The organism is Stagnihabitans lacustris, assembly GCF_025950525.1.
GTDB lineage: Bacteria > Pseudomonadota > Alphaproteobacteria > Rhodobacterales > Rhodobacteraceae > Stagnihabitans.
Window position 1 is genome coordinate 103728 of the sequence record NZ_JAPDGS010000001.1, and the last position, 24791, is coordinate 128518.

Sequence of the window (24791 nt, forward strand, 5' to 3'; positions counted from 1 at the left end):
ATTCGATTGCAGCGGCTTTAGGCGGAATCACTGGCAAGGTCAAGGGCGGAACGTGACAGCTTGGCCAGAAGCCCGCCATTCAACAGGTCGGCCGCGGCGGCTTCGGGCGGGCGGCCCCGGGCCACCTGATCGGCCAGGGCCGCCATCCGTTCGGCGACATCGGGGCGCAGCAGCACCGAAAGCAGCCCCTCGCGGACCTCTTGGGCGAACCAGTGCCGGGCCTGGTCGGCCCTTGTGCGGTCGAAATGGCCCTGTTCCTTGCGCCAATGAGTCAGGCGCCCAATCGCCTCCCAGGCCTCGGTCAGCCCGCGCCCCTCGGTGGCCGAAACGGTCAGGGCTGCGGGGAAATCCTCCGGGTCCTGCGGGCGGGGCCGCATCAGCCGCAGGGCGCCAGCGTAATCGGCCAGCGTCCGTTGCGCCTGGGGCAACAGATCGCCATCGGCCTTGTTGACCAGCAAAAGGTCGGCCATCTCCATGATGCCGCGCTTGACGCCCTGCAGCTCGTCGCCCCCCGCGGGCGCCAACAGCAGCAGAAAGACATCACACAGCGCCGCCACCACGGTTTCGGATTGGCCGACGCCCACGGTCTCGATCAGGACCACATCGAAACCCGCCGCCTCGCAAAGCGTGACGGCCTCGCGGGTGCGGCGCGCGACGCCCCCCAGTTCGGCCCGGGCCGGAGAGGGGCGGATAAATGCGCGCGGCTCACGCGAAAGCCGCTCCATCCGCGTCTTGTCGCCGAGAATCGAGCCCCCGGTGCGCGCCGAGGAGGGGTCCACCGCCAGCACCGCGACCTTGTGGCCAAGGCCTGTCAGCATCAGCCCAAAGGCCTCGATGAACGAGGATTTGCCGACGCCGGGCGTCCCCGTGAGCCCGATCCGCAAGGCGGGGCGCGGGGGCAGGGCGGTCAGCAACTCCAAAGCCTGCGCCCGGTGATCGGGCCGCGCGCTTTCCACCAGGGTGATGGCCCGGGCCAGCGCCCGGCGGTCGCCTTGGGTCAGGTCATGGGAGAGTTGGGCGATGTCCATGGGGCAGTTGTGACAAAAGCCGGGGCGGGGGGGAAGGGGGCATCGGGTCGCGGCCTGCAGGGCGGACTAAACCCTGGCGATTGCCCTGATCTACCCCCGATTGCGTCACAGTCTTGCCATGCGGTGCGGCAAGCTTGGCACAACTTTGCATGACAGGATTTTCCGGATGAGTTTGCCCCTTTCTCTTTTGACCATGGCCCTGACCCTTGGGCTGATCGCGCTGGCCCTGGTCAAGACCGCGACCATCGCCCGCGCCCATTACACCTATTCCAGCCATGCGCTGGAAAACATCGCAGGATTTTCGCCGCTGTTTCTGGGCCTTGCCCTGATGGCCGCCATGCCTGTCGGGTTGGAAACCAACGTCATCGCCTATGTGATCGGCGGCGACTGGGACAGCCCCTATGTCTTGCATTTCCCCACCGCCGAGGATTTCTGGCTGCGCTTTGTGCCCTATCACCTGGCCACCCGCTCTGACACGGTCTTGTCAGACTACCGGCTGGCGTTTGACGTTGTGGCTCTGGGGTGGGCGGGGCTTGCCCTGCGCAGCCTGATCAAGGGCGCCAAAGAGCGGGGGGCGGTCTCTTGGGCGCGGATTTTGCCTTGGGTCCTGGCCTATGCGGCGGTCTATTTCGTCGCCATCGAGACGCTTTTGTATCTTTTCGCTCATGTGCTGGGCTCTGTGATGTTGCTGGGCAATTACTGGTTTGTGCCGCTGATCTTGATGTTCTTTGCGGCAGCCGGGGGCTCGACCAAGATCTATGACAGCAGCGGCAGGCATATCGGCGAGATCCGCCGCTATTAGCCTCGTGCCGCTCTTGGGCCTTTGCGGGCGGGCATCTTCCCCGGTGCCCGCCTTTGCGTTATAGGCTGGGCCCATGTCCCAGAACCCGCCCAATCTCCGCCCCGACCTTGCGCCCCGTGCGCTGATCACCGATGCCCCGCGCCCGGGCCAGCCGACCATCGGCATGGTATCGCTCGGTTGCCCCAAGGCGCTGGTCGACAGCGAACGCATCCTGACCCGCCTGCGAGCCGAGGGCTATGCGATCTCACCCGATTACCAGGGGGCCGAGGCGGTCATCGTCAACACCTGCGGCTTCCTGGATAGCGCGAAGGCCGAGAGCCTGGCCGCCATCGGGGAGGCCCTGCAGCACAACGGCAAGGTGATCGTCACGGGCTGCCTGGGGGCAGAGCCCGAGTATATCACCGGCGCCCATCCCAAGGTTCTGGCCGTCACCGGGCCGCATCAATACGAACAGGTTCTGGATGCGGTCCACAAGGCCGTGCCGCCCTCGCCCGATCCGTTCATCGACCTTCTGCCCGCGACCGGCGTGACGCTGACGCCGCGGCATTACAGCTATCTGAAAATATCTGAGGGCTGTAACCACAAGTGCAAGTTCTGCATCATCCCGGACATGCGCGGGCGCCTGGTCTCCCGCCCCGCCCATGCCGTGCTGCGTGAGGCGGAAAAGCTGGTCGAGGCCGGGGTGCGGGAACTCTTGGTGATCAGCCAGGATACCTCCGCCTATGGCGTGGATATCAAACACGCGGCCTCTCCGTGGAAAGACCGCGAGGTGCGCGCCCATATCACCGACCTTGCGCGGGAGATGGGGTCGCTTGGGGCCTGGGTGCGGCTGCATTACGTCTATCCCTATCCGCATGTCCGCGACCTGGTGCCGCTTATGGCAGAAGGACTGATCCTGCCCTATCTGGACATCCCGTTTCAGCACGCCCATCCCGATGTGCTGAAACGGATGGCGCGGCCGGCGGCTTCGGCCCGCACGCTGGACGAAATCGCGGCCTGGCGCAGCATCTGCCCCGATATAACGCTGCGGTCGACCTTCATCGTGGGCTATCCGGGAGAGACCGAGGCCGAGTTCCAGACCCTGCTGGATTGGCTGGACGAGGCGCAATTGGACCGCGTCGGGGCCTTCCAATACGAAAACGTCGCGGGGGCGCGGTCGAACGACCTGCCCGACCATGTGGCGGATGACGTGAAGCAAGACCGCTACGACCGCTTCATGGAGAAGGCCCAGGCGATTTCCGAGGCCAAGTTGGCGGCCAAGGTGGGGACCACGATCCAGGTCATCGTGGACGAGGTGGATGAGGACGGCGCGACCTGCCGCACCAAGGCCGACGCACCCGAGATCGACGGAAACCTGTTCATCGACGAGGATTTCGAGGGGCTGAAGCCGGGGGATATCGTGACGGTCGAGGTGGATGAGGCCGGGGAATACGACCTGTGGGGCCGGGTGGTGTGAGGGGATGAAACGGTTGACCTGGCTGCTTGCCGCGCTTCTGCCCTGCTCGGCCCAAGCGGACGACATGCCCGAGACCCTGGAGCGGATGGCTCGGGTCGCTCGGGAGGTGCCTTGCGTGGTGACGGCCGAGGTCGAGGGCACTTTGCTCTTGGTCAAGGACTGCAAGGGGGCCGAACTGCGCTACAGCCCCGACAAGTTGATGGTGGAGTTGCAGGACATTTCGGACGAGGCCGACAAGGAACGCCTGACTCGTCAGCGGATCGAAGCCGGGATCGCGGCGGTTTATCGCTCGGTCGAACCGACGCTGGCCGATGTTCAGAAAGACTTGGTGCCGGTCATTCGGCCCATATCCTTTTTCCGAGGCCTCGCCCCCAGCCCGGACCCGATCCTGTCGCGCGGCTTCCTCGACGGGTTGGGCATCGCCTACGCCATTTCGTCGCCGGGTACTCTGGCCTATGTCAGCGAGAAGACGGCGCAAGACCTCGGGCTGGATGCTGCAGGGCTTGACGCCTTGGCCCGGGAAAACTTGGCGGCGCGGGCGTTGAGCGTGACTTGGGAGCCCCTGAGCCAAGCGCCCTGGATGGCCTCGGCCCGGCTGGACCTGGCCATCCAGGGCAGTCTTCTCCTCGTGCCCGAGGCCTTTGCCCCCCTGGCCGCCGAACATGGCGATCTGATTATCCTGCATCCTGACCAGACCACGTTGCTTGTTCTCGCCTCGGACGAAGTCGATCCGCTGCTTATACGGCAGACGGCAGCAGAGTTGTTTGCAGGCTCCCCGCTCGGGATCACGCCCGAGCTGTTCCTATGGCACGAGGGCAAGATCACGCTTTTGCCGTGACCGTGGCCGCCATCGACGTCGCTTCTCCTGTTCCCTGGCCTTGGTACATCGCGCGCCAATCGGCGCGACCAACCCCTTCACCAAACCATCACCCCTCCATCACGCATCCGTTACCTGCACCCCCTAACCCCGCTCCAAGCCTTGCAACCTTCGGAGCCCCCATGCGTCTTCTCTCTCTCGCCCTTGTGGCCGCCATCGCCCTGACCGGCGCGGCCCAGGCCCGTGATGTCATCCACCTGACCGGGTCGTCCACCGTCCTGCCCTTCGCCACGATCGTGGCCGAGGCCTTTGGCCAGAACACCAACTTCAAGACCCCCGTCGTCGAAGGCGGCGGCACGGGCGCCGGCATCGCCAAGTTCTGCGAGGGCGTCGGTGAAGGCTCGGTCGATATCGCCAATGCCTCGCGCAAGATGAAGTCGGGCGAGGCCAACACCTGCCGCAAGAACGGCGTCACGGAGGTCCTGGAACTGCGCTTTGGCTATGACGGCATCGTCTTTGCCTCGGCCGCGCAGGGCCCCGCCTTCGCCTTCACGCCCTCGATGCTGTTCAAGGCCATGGCGGCCGAAGTCGATGTCGGCGGCCAACTGGTGCCCAACCCCTATACGACCTGGAACCAGATCGACCCCGCTTTGCCTGCGCAAGAGATCCTGTTGTATATCCCGGGTTCCAAGCACGGCACGCGTGAGGTTTTCGACACCAAGGTCACGACCAAGGGCTGCACCGTCTTCAAGACCGACAAGCTGTTCAAAAAGCGCGACGGCAAGGCCGATGCCTGCCTGACCTATCGCAACGACGGCCGCGTCGTGGAAATCGACGGCGATTACACCGAGACGCTGTCGCGCCTGAAAGCCAATCCGCAAGCCATCGGCGTCTTTGGCCTGTCCTTCTATGAGAACAACACCGACAAGCTGCAGGTCGCCTCGTATATGGGCGTGGTGCCGTCGAAATCGACCATCTCTTCGGGCAAGTATTTCATCTCGCGCCCGCTGTTCATCTACATCAAGACGCAGAATTACAGCGTCGTTCCGGGCCTGAAAGAGTTCGCGCAGTTCTTTGTATCCAACGAGATCGCAGGCGCGGGCGGGCCGCTGGAAAGCTATGGCCTGGTCGTCGACCCCAAGCTGTCCTCGGCCCAAGCCAAGACCAACTGAGCCTGAACGGCGGGTCGCAGCCGCCCAAGGACCAAGCGCCCTCCCCCCGTGGGAGGGCGCTTTTCCTTTGCGCCCCAGCGTTGTGATACGCGGCAATTCAAGTGTTCCGTCGCGCACAGTCACTGTGCTGAGCCAGATTTAGCCTATTGAAATCGCAAGGTTTTCACCAATTATCACGCAAGCGTGAGGCCCCTTGTGACACTCCTGTGACGTCCCCAGATGTGTTCGGCAAGGCAGGGAAATGCCGGGCCCCACAAAGGCCGACGCGACATTTCCGGACTGCCGAAGCAGACCGCCGCCCCCAAATGGAACAGGAGGGGTGGCAACCAAAGGAGATCAAAGATGATCCGCAAGAACATGATCCTCGTGGCACTGGCCACCACCTTGGCCGCCGGTTCGGCCTTTGCCGGGACCCAAGTCACCGGCACCGTCGCGAAAGTCGACACGGCCCAGGGCTATGTCTGGCTGGACAATGGCGTCAAGTATGACGTCGGCACCGAATTCGCCCATGGCATCCTGCCGGGCAACGGCGTTTCGCTGGTCGTGACGCCCAGCGGCACCGACTTTGACGTGGTCAGCGCGCAGCCCACTGGCCTGTAATCCCTCCTCCCAACCAACTCTGAAAAGGAAATCATCATGATCCGCAAATCCGTCCTCTTCGTCGCCCTCGCCGCCACCCTGGCCGCCGGCTCTGCCTTTGCCTCGACCAAAGTGTCGGGCGCCGTGACCCAGGTCGATGCGCCGAACGGCTATGTCTGGCTGGAAGGCGTCCGCTATGACGTGGGCCGCGACTTTGCCACCGGCCTGACCGCTGGCAACCAGATCGAGCTGGTGACGATCACCAATGGCACCGCGCAAGACGTGGTCCATGCCTCGATCGCGGGCTTCTAAGACGACCCGTCGGATGTTCCTCATCTGACGTCAGGGGGTTCCTTCGGGAGCCCCCTTCTGCATGTCCGCCAAAAGCGCGCGGACCGAGGTCACGACATGGGCAAAGCGGTCGCCGCCCAGGTTCACCCCGCCATACCAGCGCGTCACGACGATGATGCGACCACGGGTGCCGTCCCGCTCCAGCATTTTCAGGATCACCGCCGCAGCCCCGGACTCGCCGTCGTCATCCTTCAGGCTTGTGCCATCGGGCAGGATCGCGGCCCAGGTGTTATGCGTGGCCTTGGCGAATTTCTTGTGGGATTTCAGGGTGGCGAGGAAGGCCTTGATCGCGGCCGCATCCGCCACCGCCCCCCCGCTGGCCGCATACCGCGAGCCCCGGTCCCGCACCGTATCCATGATCTGCAACATGGGCGCACCCTAGCCGCGTCTTGCGCGGGTGCAAAGCCCCGGCCATAAGGCGCCATGCTGCCCATTCACGCCATATTGCCGGAACTGCGCGCGGCCCTGTCCGGGGGGCAGGCGGTGTTGCAGGCGCCTCCGGGGGCGGGCAAGACCACGGTCGTGCCGCTTGACCTTTTGCCGCTGGTCCGGGGCCGCATCCTTTTGCTGGAACCACGCCGCCTTGCCGCCCGGGCCGCAGCCGAGCGCATGGCCGAAACCTTGGGCGAAAGCTGCGGCCAAACCGTCGGCTACCGGATCAGGGGCGAGGCCAAAGTGGGGCCAATGACCCGGATCGAGGTCGTGACCGAAGGCATCCTGACACGGATGATCCAGTCCGATGCCGAATTGCCCGGCATTGGGTGCGTGATCTTCGACGAATTCCACGAACGCAGCCTTCATGCGGACCTTGGCCTTGCCCTGACGCTGGAAATCCGCGGCGCGCTGCGGCCCGATCTGATGGTGCTGGTGATGTCGGCCACTTTGGATGCGGGCCCCGTGGCCGCGCTGATGGGGGCGCCCATCGTGACCTCCGAGGGGCGCGCCTTTCCGGTCGAGACCCGCTGGCTGGGTCGCAGCCCCGACCGGCTGGAGCCCGCCATGGCCGGGCTGATCCGTCAGGCTTTGGACGAAACTCAGGGCGGGCTTCTGGCCTTTCTGCCCGGCGAAGGAGAGATCCGGCGGGTTCAGGGCCTGTTGGGCGACCTGCCGGGCTGCACCGTCCTGCCTTTGTTCGGTGCGATGGATTTTGCGGCCCAACGCGCGGCCTTGGGTCCCGTGCCGGGGCGGCGGGTGGTGCTGGCGACCTCGATTGCGGAAACCTCGTTGACGCTGCCCGATATCCGCATCGTGGTGGATGGCGGCAAATCCCGTCGCGCGCGGTTCGATCCGGCAAGCGGCATGGCGCGGCTGGTGACGGAACGCGTCACAAGGGCCGAGGCCGAACAGCGCCGCGGCCGGGCAGGGCGGGTCGCAGAGGGCATCTGCTATCGCCTGTGGACGCGCGGCGAAGAAGGCGCGCTGGCCGCCCATCCCCCGGCCGAGATCGAAAGCGCCGACCTCGCCCCGCTGGCTCTGGAACTGGCGCTGTGGGGCGAAGAGGGGCTGCCCTTTCTGACGCCGCCGCCGCCGGGACCTTTGGCCGAGGCGAAAGCCTTGCTGGAAAGCCTGGGGGCCGTCGAAAAGGGCCGCATCACCGCCCATGGTCGCGCGCTGGCCGCCCTGCCGGTGCATCCGCGCCTGGGCCATATGTTGTTGCGGGCGGGACCTGGGGCCGCCCCCCTCGCCGCCCTGATGGAAGACCGCGACCCGCTGAAATTCGCGCCCCCCGACCTGGCGCTGCGCGTCAAGGCGTTGGAGAACCCCGGCGCCTTTGCCCGCGAACATCCCTATGAAATCAACCGCGTGGCGCTGGATCGCATCCGGGTCGAGGCCAAAAGGCTGGCCCGCGCGGTGCCCGGCCAAGAGGGTGGGCTTTCCTTGGGCCAGATGGCGGCGCTGGCCTATCCCGACCGCGTCGGCCTGCGCCGCAAGGGGGATCAGCCGCGCTGGCTGTTGTCGGGCGGCAAGGGGGCGGCCATGACCCCCGGCACGCCGCTCAGCGAAGCGCGGCTTCTGGTCGCCACCGATCTGGACGGCGACCCAAGGGAGGCGACGATCCGCCAGGCCGTCGCCCTGACCGAGGCCGAGTTGCGCGCCACCCATGGGGCGCAGATCACCTGGCGCGAGGCCTGCACCTATAACCGCCGCGAAGGCCGCATCCTCTCACGCCGGCAGGAATGTTTCGGCGCCCTCGTGCTGGAGGACCGCATCTGGGAAGCCCCGCCCGAGGCGATCTCTCGCGCGGCCTTTGAGGGCTTGCGCGAACTGGGCCTGCCCTTTTCGCCCTCGGCCCGCCGGTTGCGCGCCCGCATCGCGCTGACCCGGTCGGAGGGCTGGCCCGAGGTCACGGATGCGGCGCTTTTGGCCGATGCCGATTGGCTTTTGCCCTATCTGACGCGGTGCAAGACCGATGGCGACCTGAAGAGCCTGGACCTGACCGAACCCCTGCTGGCCCTGCTGACCTGGGAGCAGCGCGCCGAACTGGATCGGCTTGCCCCGGCGCATTTTGAAACCCCCCTGGGCCGCCGTGTCCCCATCGACTACGAGGGCGAGAACCCGGCCATCGAACTGCGCCTGCAAGAGATGTTCGGCGTGACGGTGCATCCCGTGGTCGGCCAGGCGCGCAAACCGCTGCGGGTGACGCTGCTGTCGCCGGGGCAAAAGCCCATCCAGGTGACGATGGATATTCCGGGCTTCTGGCGGTCGTCTTATGCCGATGTGCGCAAGGACATGCGCGGCCAGTATCCGCGCCACCCCTGGCCCGAAGACCCGACCGAGGCCGAACCCACCCTGCGTGCCAAGCCCCGCGGCACCTAGGTCCGGGGTAGGGTGTGCTTCAGCGCACCATGCGAAAAGGCCCGCCGGTGAGGGCGGGCCTTTGGCAATTCTCGGGGCGCTTTTACCGCCGGCGGTCGCGCCGCGCGCTCATCGGCTGGAAGGCCACGCCGACATGGGCTTCGCAATAGGGCTTGCCCGCCACCGAAGGCAGGCCGCAGAACCAGAAATCCTCGGTCGCGGGGTCGCCGATCGGCCATTTGCAGGTCCGCTCCGTCAGCTCCATCAGCGTCAGCTTGCGCGCGCGCTTTTCGACTTCACGCACCGAGGCCAGGGCCTCGGGCGAGATCTCGTTGGCGGAAGGCTGCGGCGGCAGGGGTTGGCCGGCCGGAATGATCACCTTGCGCGAGGGCATCGGCACCACGGCGGGCACATCGGCCACGGGCGCGGCCGCGACGGGGGCAGGCTGGGGAGCGGGGGCCGGGGCAGGTTTGGGCGCAGGCGCGGGCTCGGCCTTGACCGGCTCGGGCTTCGGAGGCGCCACGGGGGCCGCGGGCGCCACGACGGGCGCGACCTCTTCGGCCTCTTCCTCGCCAGGGCCGACCCGGTTGGACAGGCCCAGGCGATGCACCTTGCCGATCACGGCATTGCGCGTCACGCCGCCCAGCTCTTTGGCGATCTGACTGGCAGACTGGCCCTCGCCCCACATTCTCTTGAGCGTCTCGACGCGCTCGTCGGTCCAGGACATGGGTCACCTCTTTCCGCTGGCCAGCCCGTGTTTTGCATTAAAGACGGGACAGGGGTCAATACAAGGGCAGGGGGCCAGAATCAAGGCGCGAATCGTTCGATTGCGAATCGGAACAGGGGTTTGGCGGGTGGCCCCATGGTTTGGCTTGCGGCCCCGGGGCGGCGGCTTCGGTGTGCGCCTCTGGCCAGCTGCCGCGAAACCGGCCATGATGGCGCCATGTGCGGACGCCTGACCCTGACCCATCCGACCGAGGCGCTGGCGGCGCTGTTTTCCGCCACGCCCGGCAACGACTTGCCCCAGGTGCCGAATTACAACCTGTGTCCGACGCAGGATGTGCCGGTCGTGACCTCTGACGCCGGGCGGCGCTTGCGGGCGATGCGCTGGGGTCTGGTGCCCTCGTGGTATAAAACGCCGACCGATGGGCCGCTGATCATCAACGCGCGGTCCGACACCGTGGCCGAAAAGCCCGCCTTCCGCGAGGCGATCCGCCAGCGGCGCTGCATCCTGTTGGCCAGCGGCTTTTACGAATGGAGCGCCGGCGAGGGGCGCGAGCGTCTGCCCTGGCACATCACCCGCGCCGATGGGGCGCCCCTGGCTCTGGGGGCGCTGTGGACGCCTTCGGGAGATATGGCGACAGTGGCCGTGGTGACGCTGGGGGCGGGGCCGAACCTGATACCGATCCATGACCGCGAACCCCTGGTGCTGGACCCTGCGGATTGGCCGCTGTGGCTGGGCGAGGCGGGCCACGGCGCAGCGCGCCTGATGCAGGTGACGGCGCCGGGCGTGCTGGTCAGCCACCGGGTCGACAAAGCGGTGAACTCGAACCGCGCAAGCGGGCCAGAGCTGATCGAGCCGATCTGACCGCCCTGCGACCACCGCAGCGAAAGAGGGAGCGCTTGGCTCTCTGCGTTCCCAGCGAACAGCAGCCCACCCATGACGCGCAGCCCCAAACTCAGCCGGCCCCCTAGACTCAGCCCACCCAGACCCCGCCGCCCCAAACCCCGCGAACTTCAGGTCCTGGTTTTGCGGCCCGGCTTCGGACCGGTCCGCCCGTGTTGCTTTCATACTGACCCAAATATTCCGGTGGGGTCCGGGGAGGCAGCGCCTCCCCGGGGGCGCGTGCGAAGGGGTGTTGAGCCCGCCTCACCCCGGTGCTATACCAATCCCAGCGCGGGCGTTGTGTAATGGTAAGACCTTAGCCTTCCAAGCTAAAGACACGGGTTCGATTCCCGTCGCCCGCTCCAATCCTTATCCTGCTGACCGATTGGTTGCCCTGCTGCTGCCGGGCAAGCGTGCCGCGCGCTTTGCGTTGGGCGGGTCCAAAGAAGGCTCTGCGCCTGCCGATGTGGCGTTTGGACTTGTCCGGAGCCCGGGCCTGCCGAAGCGGCGGCCTGGCGGGCATATCACCCGGCCTTGCGCCATCTTGGACTACAGCCGGCGGGCGGCGTCTTTCAGCTTGAAGCCCTTGCCGCCCATCGGCTCCCACAGCCATTGGCCCATCCACAGCGAAAACACCATCGGCCCGGCCTCGTTGCGGGCGGTCAAGGCGGCCTCGACCCGCGCGCGCCAATCGGCCGCGCGTTGCCGCAAGGCAGCGTCCCTTTGGCTGGCCGCGATCAGAGCGCAGATCGGCAGATCCGTCACCTGTTCATGGACCAGCTTCAGCAGGGCCTGGGGGCCGCGGTCCTCGACCTGGGTTTCGGCCTGGGTCAGGGCCTCTTCCAGACAGGCCCAGCCCCAGGTCAGCGCGGCCTTCAACATGCCGTCAAGCCCGCCATAACGCTGCACCAAAGAGGCCCCCGCCAGCCCGGTCTTCAGCGACACGGACGAGAACGTGACCCCCTTTTCGCCATCCGCGGCGATCAGCCCAAGGACGGTGGCGTAAACTTGGGAATCGGGAAGGGACCGGGGACGCGCCATTGTTCAAGCCTATGCCGCTTTGCGAAAAATTCAAGGTTCATGATGTATTGCGCGCCAAACCGGCGGTTTGCCGCGTCAGGGCACACCTGTCAGGGATAGGGGGGTCACAGCACCAGGCCCGGGTCGCGGTCCAGGTCCAGGCCCGGGAAGACGCGGGTTTCAAGGTCAGCGCCCGAAACGCCGAACAGCGCTTGCAGGGCCCAGGCCGGATAAGACCGCACATCCGTCGTCGGCATCAGGTCGCGGCTTTCGAAAAGCGCGCTCTCGCCCAGGCCCGGCCATTTGCCGAAAACCTGCCCACCGCGCAGCGCACCGCCCGCCAGGATCGCAAGCCCCCCCGTGCCGTGATCGGTGCCGCCCGTGCCATTCTCGCGCGCGGTGCGGCCGAATTCGGTGATGCCAAGGACCAGCGTCGTCCCCCAGGCCGCGCCCAGACCCTCTTTCAGCGCCACGATCGCATCGGACAGGCCGCCCAGCTGGCCCGCCATCGCGCGGGCCTGATCCTTGTGCATGTCCCAGCCGCCAAAGGAAAAACTGGCAATCCGCGAGGGCCCCAATAGCCGTTGCGCGACATAGGTCCCCAGCTGCCGATACTGCCCCTTGCCGCGCGGCACGCCGCCCGTCATGCCATCCGCCGTATCGGCCAGACGCTGCGCCTGGGCAAAGGGTGCTGCGAACAGCGGATCGGCCTCGTTCAGCGCGGCGATCAATTGCAGGCCCTGCGGCGACAGCGGGCTTTCGTCGACCGGGAACCAATGGTCGGTCGGCGTGGCGCCCTCCAGCAGCAAAAGCCGCTGTTGGCCGACCGAAACCCCGGTCTCGGCATGGGCGCCGGGGATCAGGCCAAGGGCGCGGTTCAGCCAGCCGTCATGGGCCTGGGTCGGCGTGCCATCCAGCGCGTCGGTGCCGTTTTCCAGCGCGTCCTGGCCGACGAAATGGCTGCGGCCCTGACGATAGGGGGTGGCGGTGGCATGGGCGAACCCCAGCTCTCCGGCGCGCCACAGCGGCATCAGGGGTTCGGCCGCGGGGTGCAGGGTAAAGAAGTCGTTCAGCGCCGGGCCCTGACCTGCGGCCAGCGTCGGGCGCAGGGCGGCAAAGCCCAGATCGCCCGTCGGGCGCACCACGTCCAGCCCATCCATCGCACCGCGCAACACGATGACGACCAGGCGGTTTTCGCCTTTGGCCTGGGCAAAGGTCACGGGCGTGACCAGGGGCGAGGCCGCGGCCGAACAACCGATCAGGAAGGCGCGGCGGGAAAGCAGCAGGTCCATCATCACCTCCGGCTGAAATCGGGCGAAGAGAGCAGCACCGTGACGCCCTCCCATTTCTGTTCGGCGCCCGCCACAGCGCGGCGCAGCATCGGGCTTGCCAGGTCGCCAAGCGCGAAATCGGCCAATTCGCGCGGGTCGGCGCCGTTGGTGCCGATGGCGCGGCCCATGTCGATCGCCCAATCCAGCCGGGCCGAAACCATGGGCGGGCTTAGCCACTCGGCCGCGGTTTCGGGCCAGCCTTCGGGGCTTGGCGCCTCATAGATCGGCTGGCCAAGTTTCTTCATCCGGTCCTCCAGCTTCATCCCGTCCTTGCGAAAGCCGCGCAGGCCGGCTTCGGTGCCCGTAAGGCCCCCCAGACGCAGGCTGGCCACGACATATTCATGCGGGCTGCGCAGTTTGGCGCGCTCAGAGGCGCGGGCGGCGGGATGGGTCAGCATCACGCGGTAGACCGGGGTCAGTGCGGTGTCATGGTCCAGATAGGCCCGCGCCATGGTCGCCACCAGATCGGCGGGCGGCTCATCGGCGATGAAATGCCGGGCGAGGTAAAAGGCCGTGGCCTCGGCCGTTTCGGGGCGGTGGGCCACGTCCTCGACCAGGCGGTCGATCTCGGCGGCGCCGGTCTGATAGGTCTGGCCCAGGATCAGCTTCTCCCCGGGTTCCTGGCGGGCATCCTCGACCCTTGGCCCCTCGGCGTCGTGCTTCATCCCGGCCAGAAGCTTGGCCAGCTCCGTCACATCGGTCTGGGTATAGCCGCGCCCCATCGTGTGCAGCTCCAGGAACTCGCGGGCGAGGTTTTCATTCAGCCCCTTGTTGCGCTTTTTGCCTTGCCGGGAGTTCGGCCCCACCGATTGCACCTGGGTCAGGAAAAGCTGCATCGCCGGATGCCACAGCGTCGCCTTCAGCATATCGGCCAGGCGGCCTGTGATGTGGGGGCGGATCGCCTCGTCGCGAAAGGGCGGGACCAGGGGACGCAGCGCCGCGCCCTGGATCGCCACCGTGATCCGGTTGGCCCAAAGATTGGCCAGCCTTTCGCGAAAGCCACACAAGGCCACGGCGGGACGCGAAAGCCAGACCTGCAGGTCTTGCGCCTCGATCTCGGCCAGACGCAGGGTGCCGGCGCTTGGGTTGGTCTTGTGGACCTTGGCCTTGCGGTCGGCGGTATAGGCCTCGATCAGCGGCCAACGCTCGGCCAGACCAGGGGTCGCCCATTGGTCGGCAGGCGCGTCGGGGGCGGTCAGTTGCGCCATCAGACGGTCGGCGTCATAGCCCGGGCCGGGCGCGCGGCCCGCAAGGGGGCCAAAGCCAAAGCGGATATCCTCGATCAGGCTGGGGGCGTCCATGGCGTCTCCGAGGATAGGGGCGTGGCGGGTCCTGGGTCCAAGCTGGGGGTCCGGCGCCCAAGGTTCAAGGTCAAACGCCCCGCGGAAAGGATTCCGTCGCCGGATGTCAGGACTTGAAGGGCGCCATCCCCGCGCGGGCCAATTCGTCGGCGCGTTCGTTTTCGGCGTGGCCCGCATGGCCCTTGATCCAGGCCCAAGTCACCTTGTGCCGCTTTTGCGCCTCTTCCAGCCGCTGCCACAGGTCGACGTTTTTCACCGGCGCGCCGCTTGCCGTCCGCCAGCCCTTGCGCTTCCAGCCGTGAATCCATTCGGTCACGCCGTTTTTAACATAGGCGCTGTCGGTGATGATGGTCAGTTCCGAGGGCCGCGCCAAAGTCTCTAGCGCCGAGATCGCGGCCAGCAATTCCATGCGGTTGTTGGTGGTCATCTGTTCGCCGCCCTGCAGCGTGCGTTCCTTGACGACCGTGGCGCCGTCGCGGGCCAGCAAAAGGACACCCCAGCCGCCGGGCCCGGGGTTTCCAGAGCAGGCGCCGTCGGTATAGGCGAAAAGTTCGGGCATCGGCGCTTTCCTGTGGTCAGGCGGTCACAGATACAGGCCAAAGCCCAAAGACACCAGAACCCCTGCGGTCAGAATCAGACGCAGCCGCATCCACCAGGGCGGCGTCAGGCCCGCGCGCCAAAAGGCGAAGTCCAGGCCCAAAAGGCCCAAGTAGCCCGCCGCAAGGGCCAGAAGCCGGCTGTCGGTCTCTCCGCGCAGGCCAAGGAAAACCCACAGCGCCGGCAGGACGGAAAGCCCATACCAGACCCAGGCCCGTGCGGTTGCCCGGGTGGCAAAGCCCCACAGCACGCCCGACATGAAGGACAGGATGACGATGCCGTAATCCAGGATCATCCAGACGCCCCAAAGCTCGGGGCCAAAGACGGTGACGCTGATCCCGGCCAGGGTCGGATTTGCCGCACTGGCCGCGCCCCAGGCAAAGGGGATCAACCCCGCGAGGCCCAGGACAAGGGCCGCGCGGGGGATCATGCGGGCTCTCGCAGGATGCGGGGGACCTTGAATTCGACGGTTTCCACCGCGGTTTCCACCTGTTCCAGCGTCACGTCATAGCGGGCGCGGAAGGCGGCGATGACCTCGTTCACCAGCTCTTCGGGGGCCGAGGCGCCTGCGGTGACGCCCACCGCCTTCGCCGTGGCCAAAGCGCGCCAGTCGATATCGGCGGCGCGCTGCACCAGTTGGGCATAGGCGCAGCCCGCAGCCCGCCCGACCTCGACCAAGCGCATTGAGTTCGACGAATTCGGCGCCCCGATCACCAAAAGCGCGTCGATCTTGGGGGCCACCGCCTTGACCGCGGCCTGGCGGTTGGTCGTGGCATAGCAGATGTCCTCTTTGTGCGGGCCAAGGATCGCGGGAAACCGGGTCTGAAGCGCCGTCACGATGGCGGCCGTGTCATCGACCGACAGCGTCGTCTGGGTGATATAGGCAAGCTTTTGGGCGTCGCGGACCTTCAGCCTCGCCACATCGGCCGGGGTTTCGACCAAAAGGACCTCGCCGTCCGGGAGTTGTCCCATGGTGCCGATGACCTCGGGGTGGCCCTTGTGGCCAATCATCACCATTTGCAGGCCGTTTTCATGGTGCCGCGCGGCCTCGTTATGGACCTTGGTGACAAGCGGGCAGGTGGCATCAACCGCAATCATCTGGCGCGCCTCGGCCTCGGCGGGCACCGATTTCGGCACACCATGGGCCGAGAAGATGACGGGGCGGTCGGCGGGGCAATCGGCGACCTCTTCGACAAAGATCGCGCCTTGGGCCCGCAGGCTGTCGACCACGTATTTGTTGTGCACGATCTCGTGGCGGACATAGACCGGGGCGCCCCATTTCTGCAGCGCCAGTTCGACGATCTTGATGGCGCGGTCCACACCGGCACAAAAGCCGCGGGGGGCGGCAAGGTAAAGGGTCAGGGGAGCAATTGGGGGGGCATTTTCGGCCATGAGCGCATCTCCGTTTGGGGCAGAGTAATCGCGCGGGGGGCGAAGGTCCATGGCCCCGGAAGGGCTGGGTGCGACGAAGAGTCGCGGACGGTTCAGGGCGTTGTGCCCCGGAGCGCGGGCCGAAAAAGACAGGTCTGCGAAAGCGAAGGGCCAGCGCGGCGGCTGGCCCCAGACATGTCGGCGGTCTTACTTGCCCTCGATCGCAACTTCGGGCGTGGGGGCCATGTCCATCATCGGGCGCGGCTCACGGGGGGGGCGGCCGATGACTTCGCGCAGCTCGTCCAGCTCGATGAAATTGTCGGCCTGGCGGCGCAGTTCATCGGCAATCATTGGCGGCTGCGAACGGATGGTGGACACGACCGACACGCGAACCCCTTGACGTTGCAGGCTTTCCACCAGCGGGCGGAAGTCGCCGTCGCCCGAGAACAGGACCGCGTGATCCATCCGCGGCGCCAGTTCCATGGCATCGACGGTCAGTTCGATGTCCATGTTGCCCTTGACCTTCCGGCGGCCCTGGCTGTCTGTGTATTCCTTGGCGGGCTTTGTCACCATGGTGAAGCCGTTGTAGTTCAGCCAGTCGACCAGCGGCCGGATCGGCGAATAGTCGTCGTTTTCCAGCAGCGCCGTGTAATAGAAGGCCCGAATCAAGCGCCCGCGACGCATGAACTCTTGGCGCAACAGCTTGTAGTCGATGTCGAAGCCCAGGGCTTTGGCGGCGGCATAAAGGTTGGAGCCGTCGATGAAGAGAGCCAGACGCTCGTCCTTGTAAAACATGGTGTTTCCCCTCAATTTCTGCCCCAAGCGGGGGTCAAGGTAATGCGATGCCCTCAGGCGTTTGATTGACGTAACAGCCGGGATAACCGGTCACAAGTAGGCCTATACGGAAGGGTAACCCAGATGCAGCGGCAGTATTTTCAAGTCCTGATAGCACTTGGGAGCAATCTTCCATGGCAAGGTAAAGCAAGTGTTAACATCCTACACGCGGCTTTGAACGCCTGTGAAGAGGCAGGTCTTCGCGTGGTGGCCCAGAGCCGGATTTTCGCCACGCCCTGCTTTCCGGCGGGGGCTGGTCCGGATTATGCCAATGCCTGCGCTCAACTGGAAGTAGAATCGACGGCCGAGGACACACTTGCGCGGCTTCATGCCGTCGAGGCGGATTTTGGGCGGAAAAGGATCAGTCGCTGGGCGGGGCGGACGCTGGACCTGGACCTGATCGCGATGGGGCAGACCGTGGCCCCCGACCTGGCCACCTGGACCCATTGGCAGGGTCTTGCGCCCGAAGCTCAGGCCGCCACGGCGCCCGACCGCCTGATCCTGCCCCATCCTCGGTTGCAGGATCGCGCCTTTGTCCTTGTCCCCCTGGCCGATATCGCGCCAGATTGGGTCCATCCCGTGCTGGGGCAGACCACGCGACAGCTGCTGGACGCCCTCCCCCAGGCGGAAATCGACGCGGTCCGGCCGATTGAAACCTGATTTCGCCAGGTGAATCCTGATTTCGCTTGTCAAGTTTTTTTCGCGGGCCTATGAGGTCCTTTCTCGTGCCCCCATCGCTTGGAGTTCCCATGGCCCGCGTGACGGTTGAAGATTGCGTTGACAAGGTTCCGAACCGGTTCGAACTGGTGATGCTTGCCGCCCATCGGGCGCGTGAGGTCCAGTCCGGCTCGCCCATCACGGTTGACCGTGACAACGACAAGAACCCCGTGGTTGCCCTGCGCGAAATCGCGGATGAAACCCAGATCGCCTCGGTCCTGCGCGAACGCATGATCGAAAGCTATCAGACCCAGATCGAGGTTGACGAGCCCGAAGAGGACCAGATGGCGCTTCTGATGTCGGGCGAGATTGACCGCCCGATGCAGGACGACATGTCCGAAGAAAAGCTGTTGCGCGCGCTTATGGAAGCGCAGGGTGACAATTAATCTGGGCGACAACTGAAAGCGTAATCGCGGATGATCGACGTCGAAGACCTGGTCGCTCTCGTCCGCAATTACAATCCGCGCAGCAATGCCGATTTGATCCGTCAGGCCTACGCCTACGGCATGCAGATGCACGACGGCCAGTGGCGGAAATCGGGGGAACCCTATTTCACGCATCCCGTGGCCGTCGCCGCCATCCTGACCGAACAGAACCTGGATGACGCGACCATCGTGACCGCGCTTTTGCACGACACGATCGAGGATACCAAATCCACTTATACCGAAATCGAACGGCTTTTCGGCCATGAGGTCGCCGAGCTGGTCGATGGCGTGACCAAGCTGACCAACCTTCAGCTTTCCTCGGCGCAAAACGAACAGGCCGAGAACTTCCGCAAGCTTTTCATGGCGATGTCGCGTGACCTGCGGGTCATCCTGGTGAAACTCGCCGACCGTCTGCACAACATGCGCACGATCAAGAGCATGAAGCCGGAAAAGCAGGCGCAAAAGGCGCGTGAGACGATGGATATCTATGCGCCCTTGGCGGGCCGCATGGGTATGCAATGGATGCGCGAAGAGCTGGAAGACCTTGCCTTCAAGGTCCTGAACCCCGAGGCGCGCAACTCGATCATGCGGCGTTTCCTGACGCTGCAGCGGGAATCGGGCGATGTGGTGCATCAGATCAGCGCCGATATCCGGGTCGAACTGGACCGCGAAAAGCTGGATGCCGCGGTCTATGGAAGGGCGAAAAAGCCCTATTCGATCTGGCGCAAGATGCAGGAAAAGGACCTGGCTTTCTCTAGCCTGTCCGACATCTATGGGTTCCGGGTGATCTGCGCCTCGGTGGCCGATTGCTACCGGATTTTGGGCGTGATCCATCAGCGTTGGCGCGCGGTGCCGGGGCGGTTCAAGGATTACATCAGCCAGCCCAAGGGCAATGGCTATCGGTCGATCCATACGACGGTTTCAGGCCGCGACGGCAAGCGTGTCGAGGTGCAGATCCGCACCCGCGACATGCACGAGGTCGCCGAAGCGGGCGTGGCCGCGCATTGGTCCTATCGGGAGGGGGTCCGCGCGCGGAACCCCTTTGCCGTTGATCCGTCGAAATGGATCAGCACCCTGACCGAACGCTTTTTCGAGGGCGACCAGGACGAGTCGGAATTCCTGGAAAACGTGAAGTTGGAAATGTATTCCGACCAGGTTTTCTGCTTCACGCCGAAGGGCGACGTCATCCAGCTTCCGCGCGGGGCGACGCCTTTGGACTATGCCTATGCGATCCACACCCGGATCGGGAATTCCTGCGTGTCGGCCAAGGTCGACGGCATCCGCGTGCCGCTTTGGACTCGGCTGAAAAACGGCCAGTCGGTCGAGATCATCACCGCCGAGGGCCAGCGGCCCCAAAGCTCGTGGATCGACATTGTGACCACGGGGCGGGCCAAGGCCGCGATTCGCAGGTCCTTGCGCGAGGAAGACCGGTCACGTTTCGTGAAACTGGGCCAGGAACTCGCCCGGGCGGCCTTTGACCATGTCGGCCGCAAGGCCAGCGACAAGGCCTTGCGCACCGCGGCCAAGATGCTGGGTCTGGCCGATGAAGACGATCTTCTGGCACGGTTGGGGTCCGCCGAACTGACCGCCCGCAAGGTGCTGGAGACGCTGTATCCCGAGCTGCAAACCGAAAAGGCCGATGAAATCGACGTTCAGCGGTCGATCATCGGGCTTGGCGCGGATCAGACCTTCAAGCGCGCCCTGTGTTGCCAGCCCGTCCCCGGCGAGCGGATCGTGGGCATCACCTATCCCGGCCGCGGCGTCATCGTGCATGGCATCGACTGTCGCGCGCTGGAAGAGCTGGAGGAACAGCCCGCCCGCTGGGTCGATCTGCATTGGCAGCCCGGTCGCCACCCGGCGGCTTATGGTGTGACGCTTGAGCTTGCGATCTCGAACGACGCGGGGGTTCTGGGCCGGGTTTGCGGCGTGGTGGGCGATCAAAAGGCCAATATCAGCGACCTGAAGTTCACAGAACGTAAACCGGATTTTTACAGACTGCTGATTGACGTGGAGTTGCGCGATGTCGAACACCTTCACATGGTCATGACGGCACTTGAAGCCGAGACCGATGTGGCCCAAGTCTCTCGCGTGAGGAATGTCACGCTTAAACCCTGAGGTCCCATGTTTCGCCGCCGCAATCCGCTGTCCTGGGCTCAATGGGCGAAGGAACAGGTCTATCCCCGCGGGGGCTTCAAGCGGGCCACGACCTATCTGTGGCACCGGCTGCGCCGCTTGCCCGACCCGCCGCACCGAATCGCCCGGGGGGTCTTTGCCGGGACCTTCGTGAATTTTCCGCCGATCCTGGGGTTTCAGGTGCTGTCGGCGCTGGGTCTGGCTTGGCTGATGCGCGGCAACCTGCTGGCCGCGGCGCTGGCGACCTTGCTGTCCAATCCGATCACAACGCCGATCATCGCCATCGTCAGCCTAAAGATGGGCTATTGGATGCTGGGCATCGACGGCGGCTTTACCGTCCATGCGGTGTTTACGGCCTTTGCCGCGGCGGGCCATGACCTGTGGTTCAACTTCCTTGCGATTTTCAACCACCACACCGCGCGGTGGGAGGGGTTGCGCGATTTCTGGGACCATATCTATCTGCCCTATTTCGTGGGGTCGATCATCCCGGGGCTTTTGACCTCGACCGTGCTGTATAAGCTGACGATCCCGGCGCTGACCGCCTATCAGGCGCTGCGCCGGCGGGCCTTGATGAAGCGGGTGGCCGCACGGCGCGCGGCGCGCGATGCCGCCGAAGCCGCGTCGCGCGAGTCCGGCGAATAGCTTCTTCCAAGGGGGGGCTTTCCGGTGGGGGCGTTCCGCCCTACACCTACGAAAAAATAGGGTGAGAGCCATGACTTATCTGGGTAGACTGCGTCTGGGTGTGAATGTCGATCACGTGGCCACGGTGCGCAATGCCCGCGGCTCGGCCTGGCCCGACCCTCTGCGGGCGGCGCTGTTGGCCGAGGCTTCGGGGGCGGATGGCATCACCGCCCATCTGCGCGAAGACCGCCGCCACATCCGCGACGCCGATATCGTCGCGCTGAAGGCCGGGCTGGGGATTCCGCTGAACTTTGAATGTGGCGCCACGGACGAGATGTTGCGCATCGCCCTGCAGACCCGCCCCCATGCCGTCTGCCTTGTGCCCGAAAAGCGCGAAGAGCGGACGACCGAGGGCGGGCTTGACGTGGCGGGTGACATCCCGCGCCTGACCGATTACGTCGCCGCCCTGCGCGAGGCGGGGGCGCGGGTTTCGATGTTCGTGGGTCATCAGGCCGCCCAGCTGGAGGCCTGCGCCACGATTGGCGCCGCGGTGGTCGAACTGCACACCGGCCATTATTCCGACCTGCATGCCGAGGGTCGCGAGGCCGAGGCCGCAGCCGAGCTTGCCGCCCTGACCCGCGGTGCGGCGCTGGCCCATTCGCTTGGGCTGGAGGTTCATGCCGGCCATGGCTTGACCTATGACAACGTGGCCCCCATCGCCGCCATCCCTCAGGTGATGGAGCTGAATATCGGCCATTTCCTGATCGGCGAGGCGATTTACGTCGGTATGGAACAGGCCCTGTCCGAGATGCGCCGCCGCATGGACCAAGCCCGATCTTCTGAAAACCGCCCATGATCCTGGGGATCGGCGCCGACCTGTGCAACATCGAGCGGATCGAGGCCACCCTTGCCCGCCATGGCGACCGCTTTCGCCAGCGCGTCTTCACCGACCTGGAACAGGCCCGCGCCGAGGCCCGCCCCATGGCGGTCGCCGCCACCTATGCGAAACGCTGGGCGGCCAAGGAGGCCTGCTCCAAGGCCTTGGGCACTGGGTTGCGCATGGGCATCGCCTGGAAGGACATGGCGGTCAGCAATCTGGACACCGGCCAGCCCGTCATGGCGCTGACCGGTTGGGCGGCGCAAAGGCTGGCGCAGATGACGCCGCAAGGCCATTGCGCCGTGGTGCATGTGACGCTGACCGACGATCACCCCTGGGCTCAGGCTTTTGTGGTGATCGAGGCGCGGCCTATCCCGGCAAGTTGACGGCCCCCCGCTTGACAAAAGCCCCCGCCCCGCGCCAAGAGCCTTGGGGTCAACGCAAGGAACAAAGCCATGGCAAAACAGGACGGCGGCATCGTCGAAACCGTCAAGACGCTCTTTTGGGCGGGCGTCATCGCGGTGGCCTTCCGCTCGCTGCTGTTTCAGCCCTTCTTCATCCCGTCCGAGTCGATGAAAGACACGCTGCTGGTCGGCGACTTTCTGTTCGTCAACAAGATGGCTTACGGCTATTCGACCGTGTCGTGCGAAATCCCCTTTACCAAGATCAGCCTTTGCCCGGTCCCGGGTCGGTTGAAGCTGCCCCTGCTGTCGGGCGACCCCGAGCGCGGCGATGTGGTCGTCTTCCGCCATCCCGTCAGTGGGCAGGACTATATCAAGCGGCTGATCGGCCTGCCGGGCGACAAGATCCAGATGAAAGAGGGCATCCTTTATATCAATGGCGAGGCCGCGCCCCAGACCCCCGATGGTGTCTTTGCCGAGGTCTTCGAGCCCCAGGGGTCGATGGACAGCACGCCGCGCTGTTCGAATGCGCCGGTGGGCGTTGGCGGCACCTGTGAAAAACAGCGCGCGATCGAGACCCTGCCCAATGGCGTGAAACATGCGGTGTTGAACATCGACATCAACGGCTATGCCGACAACACCGATGTCTTTACCGTGCCGATGGGGGAGTATTTCTTCATGGGCGACAACCGCGACAATTCGATGGACAGCCGCTATAGCCAAAGCGCGGGCGGGGTGGGCTTTGTTCCGGCGGAACTGCTGATCGGTCGGGCGGACCGGATCATGTTCTCATCCGCCGGGTCCTCGTTGTTCTATTTCTGGACCTGGCGCGGGGATCGCTTTTTGAAGGCGATCGAATGAAGATCGCGGCCGATATTCAGGCCTTTGCGGCCCGGATCGGCCATGGCTTCGCCGATCCCGCCTTGCTGGTCCAGGCGCTGACCCATGCGTCGATGTCCTCGGCCACCAGGGCCGACAATCAGCGGCTGGAGTTTCTGGGCGACCGGGTTCTGGGTCTGGTCATGTCCGAGGCGCTGCTCAAGGCCGACACCAAGGCCGCCGAGGGCGCGCTTGCACCGCGCTTCAATGCCTTGGTGCGCAAGGAAACCTGCGCCGAGGTCGCGCGGGACTGCGGGCTTGGCGATGTGCTGAAACTGGGTCGGTCCGAGATGATCTCGGGCGGGCGCAAGAAGGAAGCGCTTTTGGGGGACGCACTGGAGGCGGTGATCGCGGCGGTCTATCTGGACGGCGGGTTTGATGCGGCCCGCGCGCTGATCCTGCGGCTTTGGGGCGAGCGGATTGCCCGGGTCGAACAGGATGCCCGCGACCCCAAGACCAGCCTGCAGGAATGGGCGCAAGGCCGCGCCATGCCGCCGCCAGTCTATGAGGAAACCGGCCGCGAGGGCCCCGACCACCAGCCGATCTTTACCGTCCGCGTGACGCTGGCTGATGGCCAGACCGAGACGGCCAAGGCGGGATCAAAGCGCATCGCCGAACAGATGGCCGCGCGGTCGCTTTTGGGCCGCGTCACCGGCTGAGCCGTTCTGCCACTGGCCCCGGACGCGAAAACCGTCTATGGGGGCACAAAGGAGAACGATTGCATGACTGATCTGACGGAAGAGGCCACCCGGGCCGGATTTGTGGCGCTGATCGGCGAGCCCAATGCGGGGAAGTCGACGCTGCTGAACCGGATGGTGGGTGCCAAGGTCTCGATCGTCACACACAAGGTGCAGACGACGCGGACCCGTATCCGCGGCGTCGCCATGGCGGGGCAAAGCCAGATCGTTTTCGTCGACACGCCCGGGATCTTTCGGCCGCGCCGCCGCTTGGACCGGTCCATGGTCGCCGCCGCCTGGGGTGGGGCGGCCGATGCCGATGTCATCGTCATGCTGATCGAGGCCCATCGCGGCCTGACCGAGGGCAGCCAGGCCATCATCGACACCCTGCGCGAACGCTTTCCGCAGGGCGCGCGGATTGCCTTGGCGATCAACAAGATCGACCGGGTGCAGGCCGAAGTTCTGCTGGCTCTGACGCAGAAGTGCAACGAGGCCTTTCCCTTTGTCGAGACCTTCATGATCTCGGCCGAAAAGGGTTACGGCGTCGAAAAGCTGCGCGATTGGCTGGCGGCAGAGGTCCCGGCGGGCCCCTGGTTCTATCCCGAGGATCAGTTGGCCGATCTGCCGATGCGGATGATCGCGGCCGAAATGACCCGTGAAAAGCTGACCCTGCGCCTGCACGAGGAAATCCCCTATCAGCTGACGGTCGAGACGATCAATTGGGTGGATCAGCCCGATGGCTCGGCGCGGATCGACCAGGTGGTCTATGTGGCGCGCGATGGTCATAAAGGCATCGTCCTGGGTGCCAAGGGCGAGACGATCAAATCGGTGGGCACCGCCGCCCGGGCCGAGATCGCCGCCTTCCTGGATCGCAAGGTGCATCTGTTCCTGGAAGTCAAAGTGCGGCCCAACTGGTTGGAAGAGCCCGAGCGCTATTCCGAAATGGGCTTGGATTTCAAAGACGGCAATCCCAAGGGCTGAGGCGGTTTGGGGGCTGAGG

General features: G+C 65.4%; 27 protein-coding genes and 1 tRNA gene. 18 read left to right on the forward strand and 10 right to left on the reverse strand.

The features are described from left to right. Positions 1 to 17: 17 nt before the first annotated feature. Positions 18 to 1028, reverse strand: coding sequence for a methylmalonyl Co-A mutase-associated GTPase MeaB (gene meaB / locus NX862_RS00480; RefSeq protein WP_264491912.1), 1011 nt, complete (start codon positions 1026 to 1028; stop codon positions 18 to 20). 193 nt (positions 1029 to 1221) lie between these two features. On the opposite strand from meaB, the gene NX862_RS00485 reads away from it, so the two are divergent. The 6 genes from NX862_RS00485 (at position 1222) to NX862_RS00510 (ending at position 6166) form a co-directional block, all read left to right on the forward strand. After that, a complete protein-coding gene (locus NX862_RS00485) occupies positions 1222 to 1830 on the forward strand; it encodes a hypothetical protein (protein ID WP_264491913.1) in 609 nt (202 codons plus the stop codon). 73 nt (positions 1831 to 1903) lie between these two features. Next, positions 1904 to 3286: a 30S ribosomal protein S12 methylthiotransferase RimO gene (gene rimO / locus NX862_RS00490; protein WP_264491914.1), complete on the forward strand. Its 1383-nt coding sequence runs from the start codon at positions 1904 to 1906 to the stop codon at positions 3284 to 3286. Between the two features lie 4 nt (positions 3287 to 3290). Continuing rightward, entirely contained in the window at positions 3291 to 4124 is an 834-nt protein-coding gene (locus NX862_RS00495) for a DUF1444 domain-containing protein (protein ID WP_264491915.1), read from the forward strand. A 161-nt stretch (positions 4125 to 4285) separates the two neighbouring features. After that, a complete protein-coding gene (locus tag NX862_RS00500; protein ID WP_264491916.1) occupies positions 4286 to 5275 on the forward strand; it encodes a substrate-binding domain-containing protein in 990 nt (329 codons plus the stop codon). Positions 5276 to 5617: 342 nt separating this feature from the next. Then, positions 5618 to 5875, forward strand: coding sequence for a hypothetical protein (locus tag NX862_RS00505; protein ID WP_264491917.1), 258 nt, complete (start codon positions 5618 to 5620; stop codon positions 5873 to 5875). A 36-nt stretch (positions 5876 to 5911) separates the two neighbouring features. Then, positions 5912 to 6166 carry a hypothetical protein gene (locus NX862_RS00510; protein ID WP_264491918.1) on the forward strand — a complete coding sequence of 85 codons (255 nt, stop codon included), beginning with the start codon at positions 5912 to 5914 and terminating at the stop codon, positions 6164 to 6166. A gap of 30 nt (positions 6167 to 6196) precedes the next feature. Here NX862_RS00510 and NX862_RS00515 read toward each other — a convergent pair whose 3' ends face one another. Beyond that, positions 6197 to 6574, reverse strand: a complete 378-nt coding sequence (locus NX862_RS00515; protein WP_264491919.1) for a YigZ family protein — start codon at positions 6572 to 6574, stop codon at positions 6197 to 6199. A 54-nt stretch (positions 6575 to 6628) separates the two neighbouring features. On the opposite strand from NX862_RS00515, the gene hrpB reads away from it, so the two are divergent. Next, positions 6629 to 9022 (forward strand): ATP-dependent helicase HrpB, encoded by a 2394-nt coding sequence (gene hrpB / locus NX862_RS00520; RefSeq protein ID WP_264491920.1) that lies wholly within the window; start codon positions 6629 to 6631, stop codon positions 9020 to 9022. Positions 9023 to 9104: 82 nt separating this feature from the next. Here hrpB and NX862_RS00525 read toward each other — a convergent pair whose 3' ends face one another. Further along, on the reverse strand, positions 9105 to 9728 hold the full coding sequence (locus NX862_RS00525) for a GcrA family cell cycle regulator (RefSeq protein WP_264491921.1): 624 nt from the start codon (positions 9726 to 9728) through the stop codon (positions 9105 to 9107). Between the two features lie 216 nt (positions 9729 to 9944). Here NX862_RS00525 and NX862_RS00530 point away from each other — a divergent pair, with 216 nt between their 5' ends. After that, on the forward strand, positions 9945 to 10589 hold the full coding sequence (locus NX862_RS00530; protein ID WP_264491922.1) for an SOS response-associated peptidase: 645 nt from the start codon (positions 9945 to 9947) through the stop codon (positions 10587 to 10589). A 309-nt stretch (positions 10590 to 10898) separates the two neighbouring features. Further along, a tRNA-Gly gene (locus NX862_RS00535) sits at positions 10899 to 10972 on the forward strand. A gap of 184 nt (positions 10973 to 11156) precedes the next feature. On the opposite strand, the gene NX862_RS00540 is transcribed toward NX862_RS00535, so the two are convergent. The 7 genes from NX862_RS00540 to NX862_RS00570 form a co-directional block, all read right to left on the reverse strand. Then, entirely contained in the window at positions 11157 to 11648 is a 492-nt protein-coding gene (locus NX862_RS00540; protein WP_264491923.1) for a transcriptional regulator, read from the reverse strand. Positions 11649 to 11752: 104 nt separating this feature from the next. Then, entirely contained in the window at positions 11753 to 12919 is a 1167-nt protein-coding gene (locus NX862_RS00545) for a DUF1501 domain-containing protein (RefSeq protein WP_319800854.1), read from the reverse strand. A gap of 2 nt (positions 12920 to 12921) precedes the next feature. Then, positions 12922 to 14259, reverse strand: a complete 1338-nt coding sequence (locus tag NX862_RS00550) for a DUF1800 domain-containing protein (protein WP_264491925.1) — start codon at positions 14257 to 14259, stop codon at positions 12922 to 12924. A gap of 106 nt (positions 14260 to 14365) precedes the next feature. Next, positions 14366 to 14818 (reverse strand): ribonuclease HI, encoded by a 453-nt coding sequence (rnhA, locus tag NX862_RS00555; protein ID WP_264491926.1) that lies wholly within the window; start codon positions 14816 to 14818, stop codon positions 14366 to 14368. 24 nt (positions 14819 to 14842) lie between these two features. Continuing rightward, positions 14843 to 15286 (reverse strand): DUF3429 domain-containing protein, encoded by a 444-nt coding sequence (locus tag NX862_RS00560; protein WP_264491927.1) that lies wholly within the window; start codon positions 15284 to 15286, stop codon positions 14843 to 14845. After that, on the reverse strand, positions 15283 to 16248 hold the full coding sequence (gene ispH, locus NX862_RS00565) for a 4-hydroxy-3-methylbut-2-enyl diphosphate reductase (protein ID WP_264491928.1): 966 nt from the start codon (positions 16246 to 16248) through the stop codon (positions 15283 to 15285). Before ispH ends, NX862_RS00560 begins: the two co-directional genes overlap by 4 nt. Before the next feature lie 186 nt (positions 16249 to 16434). Further along, on the reverse strand, positions 16435 to 17022 hold the full coding sequence (locus tag NX862_RS00570) for a LabA-like NYN domain-containing protein (protein ID WP_264491929.1): 588 nt from the start codon (positions 17020 to 17022) through the stop codon (positions 16435 to 16437). A gap of 123 nt (positions 17023 to 17145) precedes the next feature. On the opposite strand from NX862_RS00570, the gene folK reads away from it, so the two are divergent. From folK to era, 9 genes are all read left to right on the forward strand, one after another. Further along, positions 17146 to 17721 carry a 2-amino-4-hydroxy-6-hydroxymethyldihydropteridine diphosphokinase gene (folK, locus tag NX862_RS00575; protein ID WP_264491930.1) on the forward strand — a complete coding sequence of 192 codons (576 nt, stop codon included), beginning with the start codon at positions 17146 to 17148 and terminating at the stop codon, positions 17719 to 17721. An 89-nt stretch (positions 17722 to 17810) separates the two neighbouring features. Next, positions 17811 to 18164, forward strand: coding sequence for a DNA-directed RNA polymerase subunit omega (gene rpoZ, locus NX862_RS00580; protein WP_264491931.1), 354 nt, complete (start codon positions 17811 to 17813; stop codon positions 18162 to 18164). A gap of 30 nt (positions 18165 to 18194) precedes the next feature. Next, on the forward strand, positions 18195 to 20318 hold the full coding sequence (locus NX862_RS00585; RefSeq protein ID WP_264491932.1) for a RelA/SpoT family protein: 2124 nt from the start codon (positions 18195 to 18197) through the stop codon (positions 20316 to 20318). A gap of 6 nt (positions 20319 to 20324) precedes the next feature. Further along, positions 20325 to 20978, forward strand: coding sequence for a DUF2062 domain-containing protein (locus NX862_RS00590; protein WP_264491933.1), 654 nt, complete (start codon positions 20325 to 20327; stop codon positions 20976 to 20978). Between the two features lie 70 nt (positions 20979 to 21048). Further along, on the forward strand, positions 21049 to 21813 hold the full coding sequence (locus NX862_RS00595; RefSeq protein WP_264491934.1) for a pyridoxine 5'-phosphate synthase: 765 nt from the start codon (positions 21049 to 21051) through the stop codon (positions 21811 to 21813). Further along, entirely contained in the window at positions 21810 to 22220 is a 411-nt protein-coding gene (acpS, locus tag NX862_RS00600; RefSeq protein WP_264491935.1) for a holo-ACP synthase, read from the forward strand. The genes NX862_RS00595 and acpS overlap by 4 nt, the downstream gene beginning before the upstream one ends. Before the next feature lie 69 nt (positions 22221 to 22289). After that, positions 22290 to 23096: a signal peptidase I gene (lepB, locus tag NX862_RS00605; protein WP_264491936.1), complete on the forward strand. Its 807-nt coding sequence runs from the start codon at positions 22290 to 22292 to the stop codon at positions 23094 to 23096. Continuing rightward, entirely contained in the window at positions 23093 to 23773 is a 681-nt protein-coding gene (gene rnc, locus NX862_RS00610) for a ribonuclease III (protein ID WP_264491937.1), read from the forward strand. The genes lepB and rnc overlap by 4 nt, the downstream gene beginning before the upstream one ends. A 63-nt stretch (positions 23774 to 23836) precedes the next feature. Next, a complete protein-coding gene (era, locus tag NX862_RS00615; protein ID WP_264491938.1) occupies positions 23837 to 24772 on the forward strand; it encodes a GTPase Era in 936 nt (311 codons plus the stop codon). Positions 24773 to 24791: the final 19 nt, after the last annotated feature.

What these genes read in the sequence shown, in the direction of transcription:
- meaB (WP_264491912.1), bottom strand. Translation starts at nt 1,028, where the DNA reads ATGGACATCGCCCAACTCTCCCATGACCTGACCCAAGGCGACCGCCGG.
- NX862_RS00485 (WP_264491913.1), top strand. Translation starts at nt 1,222, where the DNA reads ATGGCCCTGACCCTTGGGCTGATCGCGCTGGCCCTGGTCAAGACCGCG.
- rimO (WP_264491914.1), top strand. Translation starts at nt 1,904, where the DNA reads ATGTCCCAGAACCCGCCCAATCTCCGCCCCGACCTTGCGCCCCGTGCG.
- NX862_RS00495 (WP_264491915.1), top strand. Translation starts at nt 3,291, where the DNA reads ATGAAACGGTTGACCTGGCTGCTTGCCGCGCTTCTGCCCTGCTCGGCC.
- NX862_RS00500 (WP_264491916.1), top strand. Translation starts at nt 4,286, where the DNA reads ATGCGTCTTCTCTCTCTCGCCCTTGTGGCCGCCATCGCCCTGACCGGC.
- NX862_RS00505 (WP_264491917.1), top strand. Translation starts at nt 5,618, where the DNA reads ATGATCCGCAAGAACATGATCCTCGTGGCACTGGCCACCACCTTGGCC.
- NX862_RS00510 (WP_264491918.1), top strand. Translation starts at nt 5,912, where the DNA reads ATGATCCGCAAATCCGTCCTCTTCGTCGCCCTCGCCGCCACCCTGGCC.
- NX862_RS00515 (WP_264491919.1), bottom strand. Translation starts at nt 6,574, where the DNA reads ATGTTGCAGATCATGGATACGGTGCGGGACCGGGGCTCGCGGTATGCG.
- hrpB (WP_264491920.1), top strand. Translation starts at nt 6,629, where the DNA reads ATGCTGCCCATTCACGCCATATTGCCGGAACTGCGCGCGGCCCTGTCC.
- NX862_RS00525 (WP_264491921.1), bottom strand. Translation starts at nt 9,728, where the DNA reads ATGTCCTGGACCGACGAGCGCGTCGAGACGCTCAAGAGAATGTGGGGC.
- NX862_RS00530 (WP_264491922.1), top strand. Translation starts at nt 9,945, where the DNA reads ATGTGCGGACGCCTGACCCTGACCCATCCGACCGAGGCGCTGGCGGCG.
- NX862_RS00540 (WP_264491923.1), bottom strand. Translation starts at nt 11,648, where the DNA reads ATGGCGCGTCCCCGGTCCCTTCCCGATTCCCAAGTTTACGCCACCGTC.
- NX862_RS00545 (WP_319800854.1), bottom strand. Translation starts at nt 12,919, where the DNA reads ATGGACCTGCTGCTTTCCCGCCGCGCCTTCCTGATCGGTTGTTCGGCC.
- NX862_RS00550 (WP_264491925.1), bottom strand. Translation starts at nt 14,259, where the DNA reads ATGGACGCCCCCAGCCTGATCGAGGATATCCGCTTTGGCTTTGGCCCC.
- rnhA (WP_264491926.1), bottom strand. Translation starts at nt 14,818, where the DNA reads ATGCCCGAACTTTTCGCCTATACCGACGGCGCCTGCTCTGGAAACCCC.
- NX862_RS00560 (WP_264491927.1), bottom strand. Translation starts at nt 15,286, where the DNA reads ATGATCCCCCGCGCGGCCCTTGTCCTGGGCCTCGCGGGGTTGATCCCC.
- ispH (WP_264491928.1), bottom strand. Translation starts at nt 16,248, where the DNA reads ATGGCCGAAAATGCCCCCCCAATTGCTCCCCTGACCCTTTACCTTGCC.
- NX862_RS00570 (WP_264491929.1), bottom strand. Translation starts at nt 17,022, where the DNA reads ATGTTTTACAAGGACGAGCGTCTGGCTCTCTTCATCGACGGCTCCAAC.
- folK (WP_264491930.1), top strand. Translation starts at nt 17,146, where the DNA reads ATGCAGCGGCAGTATTTTCAAGTCCTGATAGCACTTGGGAGCAATCTT.
- rpoZ (WP_264491931.1), top strand. Translation starts at nt 17,811, where the DNA reads ATGGCCCGCGTGACGGTTGAAGATTGCGTTGACAAGGTTCCGAACCGG.
- NX862_RS00585 (WP_264491932.1), top strand. Translation starts at nt 18,195, where the DNA reads ATGATCGACGTCGAAGACCTGGTCGCTCTCGTCCGCAATTACAATCCG.
- NX862_RS00590 (WP_264491933.1), top strand. Translation starts at nt 20,325, where the DNA reads ATGTTTCGCCGCCGCAATCCGCTGTCCTGGGCTCAATGGGCGAAGGAA.
- NX862_RS00595 (WP_264491934.1), top strand. Translation starts at nt 21,049, where the DNA reads ATGACTTATCTGGGTAGACTGCGTCTGGGTGTGAATGTCGATCACGTG.
- acpS (WP_264491935.1), top strand. Translation starts at nt 21,810, where the DNA reads ATGATCCTGGGGATCGGCGCCGACCTGTGCAACATCGAGCGGATCGAG.
- lepB (WP_264491936.1), top strand. Translation starts at nt 22,290, where the DNA reads ATGGCAAAACAGGACGGCGGCATCGTCGAAACCGTCAAGACGCTCTTT.
- rnc (WP_264491937.1), top strand. Translation starts at nt 23,093, where the DNA reads ATGAAGATCGCGGCCGATATTCAGGCCTTTGCGGCCCGGATCGGCCAT.
- era (WP_264491938.1), top strand. Translation starts at nt 23,837, where the DNA reads ATGACTGATCTGACGGAAGAGGCCACCCGGGCCGGATTTGTGGCGCTG.